Annotated in this window: 4 protein-coding genes; 3 read left to right on the top strand and 1 reads right to left on the bottom strand. The window is 41.5% G+C overall.

The features are described 5' to 3' along the window. Nucleotides 1–48: 48 nt before the first annotated feature. Entirely contained in the window at nucleotides 49–939 is an 891-nt protein-coding gene (locus VF500_RS19110; RefSeq protein WP_330861207.1) for a phytanoyl-CoA dioxygenase family protein, read from the bottom strand. A gap of 290 nt (nucleotides 940–1,229) precedes the next feature. On the opposite strand from VF500_RS19110, the gene VF500_RS19105 reads away from it, so the two are divergent. The 3 genes from VF500_RS19105 to VF500_RS19100 form a co-directional block, all read left to right on the top strand. After that, on the top strand, nucleotides 1,230–2,288 hold the full coding sequence (locus VF500_RS19105) for a LacI family DNA-binding transcriptional regulator (protein WP_330861206.1): 1,059 nt from the start codon (nucleotides 1,230–1,232) through the stop codon (nucleotides 2,286–2,288). 19 nt (nucleotides 2,289–2,307) lie between these two features. Beyond that, nucleotides 2,308–2,445: a type II toxin-antitoxin system mRNA interferase toxin, RelE/StbE family gene (locus VF500_RS31735; protein ID WP_349257181.1), complete on the top strand. Its 138-nt coding sequence runs from the start codon at nucleotides 2,308–2,310 to the stop codon at nucleotides 2,443–2,445. 123 nt (nucleotides 2,446–2,568) lie between these two features. Continuing rightward, nucleotides 2,569–3,382 (top strand): DUF2723 domain-containing protein (locus VF500_RS19100; RefSeq protein WP_330861208.1); only part of this gene is annotated, 814 nt, incomplete at its 3' end.

The following is a 3,382-nucleotide window of genomic DNA, read 5'->3' as shown; positions in this document are numbered from 1 at the left end:
TTTTATTTATATCAATTCATTCACCTTTATATCAGGCGCTTTCCTATTTTAATTGGCAGCCTGTCCCGGAAAATTATAATCGTATTTCCAGGTGTCGCCCATATCCGGGTACTGCTGTTTGCATTCCAGGTATTCGTTCATCATTCTGCGCATGGTCGGGTCAAGTGTCTCCAAATATTCAGGTGTTAACAAACCGGCGTTGAGCAGATAAAAATGCCAGGTAGGCGGAAAGGCTGCACTATGGTAACCCATGTGCAAGGTCCGCCGGGGTAGTTCCATGGTTTTGGTATATCCCCGATGAATTAGATTGTTATTATAGATAACCGCCTGGCCGGCCTTTAAGCGAACAGGAATACCACCCGGCATTTCGGCGCCAACAGGGGCATAGTGCTTCGAACCCCGAAATGCTTCATTCTCTTCGGAGGTATTAGGCCGGTTATGGCTACGGGGTACAATCCAAAGGGAGTTTTCATCCACTAATGGCAAATTGATTTGTACGCTGTTATGAAACCGTTCTTTAGAAAACATCCAGTCTTCAATCTCAGCCTGCGGAATCTGGATGACGTCCCGGTGCCAGCCCAGCGAATAAGAAGTACCTATATTTGCTGCCAGTATCGACGCATTGTTGATGATCAGGTTCGGCCCTATGATCTCTTCAACTACTTTTAATATCACCGGGTTATAAAAGGCATGATGAATCGGTTCGGTTCCCACCTTGGTCAGTAAATGAAAATAATATTGACGGGCTTCCTGCCCGAACGAAGCGATCTCATCACCCAGGTGCTGGAAGGAGGAACTGTGCGCCTGCTTGTCGGCTGCTTCAATTTTGGGGCTTAACAACTTGTCCATGATCAACCTGAAGTGGTCAATTTCACCCAAGGTTAAGACATTAACAATCACATACCCCTCTTTTTCGAAGGATTCCTTAAGATTTTCCATATGAAATTTTGTTTAGTTTATTTTGATTTTTCGCTCAGTTTCAAAGGAGTTTAGACATAAGTATTTCCCTACCCAATTCAACGGGTTCCTTTAATCTTCTATATGTATTTTGTGCTTAAACTACCTTAATCTGTTCCCGGGTTTAAAAATACCTGTTGTGCTGCTTATAATTGATTACAAGTTATTTAGGTTACAAACAATCAAATAGTCAACGTTGACTATTTGACAAACATATATGCTTTATTCTGCACTTCCAAATTTTTTAGATAAAAACTGTAATATTGCTTTGCGTGAAAACAAGTTCAAATAAAACTATCGGCATTAAAGAAATTGCAGAACGGGCCGGGGTATCCACCGGCCCTGTTGACAAGGTACTAAATAACCGTGGTGGGGTTTCAAAGGCAACACACGAACGTATCTTACAGGCAATTAAAGACCTCGGGTATAAACCGAACATTTTGGCCAGCAGGTTAAAATCGGCGAGAGATTATAGTATCGCGGTTTTAATTCCTGAAGCGACGGAAATGATCCCCTTTTGGTCAGCCCATAGCACCGGATTTGAGGAGGCATTGAAAGAAGTTTCCCCTTTTGGGATCAATATCAGTATCCTAACCTTTGAACAGAATAACGAGGTTTCCTTTAAATTACGTGTGGATGAAGTGATTGGCGATAACTATGACGGTATTTTTATGGTGCCGGTATTTCATGATCAAACGATAAGGTTACTGGCACATTGCAAAGATTTAAGTGTACCCGTTATCTTCTTTGACAGTAATTTACCAGGCCTGTCCAATATCAGCTTTATAGGGAATCATTCGAAAGACAGCGGATACCTGGCAGCTAACTTATTGGATTATACAACTTCCCAAAAGGGAGATATACTGATTGCCTCCATTGAAAGGGAAGAAGATAATCACATTCAATTCGCTGCCCGGGAGGAAGGGTTTTTAACTTTCTTTGAAAACTCCGGCAGGAAAATATGGAGATTTACTGACAATACCGGGAATGAGCAAACGATAAGTAAAGGTATTACCGCGGTTTTTGGGGATACCCCCCATCTGGAAGGAATATTTGTTGTGAATGGCATTGATAAGATCGCAGCAGCAATTACTCCGGAACAGAAGCTCAATTACCGTGTAGTCGGGTATGATCTTGTTGATAATAATATTCAAATGCTGAAGAAGGGAGCCATCGATTTTCTGATCAGCCAGCAACCCCAAAAACAGGCATATCAAGGCATTAAATTGTTTTACGATCTTTTAATATTAAAAAAAACGATAGCCTCTTCTTATTTTCTTCCGCTTGATATCGTTATGAAAGCGAATATCGATTATTACAGCTTCCTGTAAATCAACGGGGTTATAAATTTTGCAAAAGTTAAGTGGAAGTTATAAAGGCTATTGGGAGTGCCATGTAAAACCCGACCTCTTACTCATTTGGGATGAAAATGAACAGATCAACCTTTTAGAATTAGTACGGACAGGAACCCACTCTGATCTGTTTTAACAACCATTTAACACTTCAGCCCGCCAAGTGTTAACAAATGTTAAAAGTGTTAAATTTCAACACGTTACCACTTTCAAGCCTTAATTTAGTGTTAACTATTTGAAAAAACTTTTACACTTTATCATGAGCTACAACAAGATCAATAACCTTTTAGGCTGGCTTTGTTTTACCCTTGCATCCTTAACTTACATCCTTACTTTAGAGCCTTCTGTAAGTTTTTGGGACTGCGGCGAATTTATTTCCTGCGCTTATAAACTCCAAGTATCGCACCAGCCGGGCTACCCACTTTTTGCCATGATTGGCAAAGCTTTTTCCCTGCTCTCCATGGGCGACAGGACAAAAGTTGCCTACTTTACCAATCTTGGTTCGGCATTGGCCAGCGGGGCTACCATCATGTTTTTGTTTTGGAGCATAACCGCGCTTGCTCAAAAATTGCTTGCTATAAAATGTACCCCTGTTAATACAACCCAAACCTTACAAATAATGGGTGCCGGGCTAACCGGCGCCCTTGCATTTACCTTTACCGATACCTTTTGGTTTTCGGCAGTTGAAACTATTGTTTTTGCATGGTCGTCATTATGTACCGCTGTGGTATTCTGGGCTATTTTAAAATGGGATGCCGTTGCCGATGAGCCACGTGCCGACAGGTGGCTGGTTTTTATAGCTTATGTAATCGGGCTTTCTATCGGCATTCACCTGCTTAATTTATTAACTATACCGGCTTTGGTTATGGTATATTATTTCCGCAGGTATAAAAAAATCAATGTTAAAAGCGGTCTTACAGCGTTCGCCGTTAGTATCCTGATCCTGGCATTCGTTCAGTTTGGAATAAGGGGCTACACCATTTCGCTCGCCTCCCGGTTCGATCTATTTTTCGTGAACAACATAGGCTTAGGTTTTGGAAGCGGCGTTTTGTTCTTCTTTTTATTGCTGATCG

It is taken from the genome of Mucilaginibacter sp. (assembly GCF_036383575.1).
Lineage (GTDB): Bacteria > Bacteroidota > Bacteroidia > Sphingobacteriales > Sphingobacteriaceae > Mucilaginibacter.
This window is presented reverse-complemented; position numbering and strand designations above follow the sequence as displayed.

Excerpts from the sequence above, each read along its gene's own strand:
- VF500_RS19110 (WP_330861207.1), bottom strand. The coding sequence starts at position 939 with ATGGAAAATCTTAAGGAATCCTTCGAAAAAGAGGGGTATGTGATTGTT.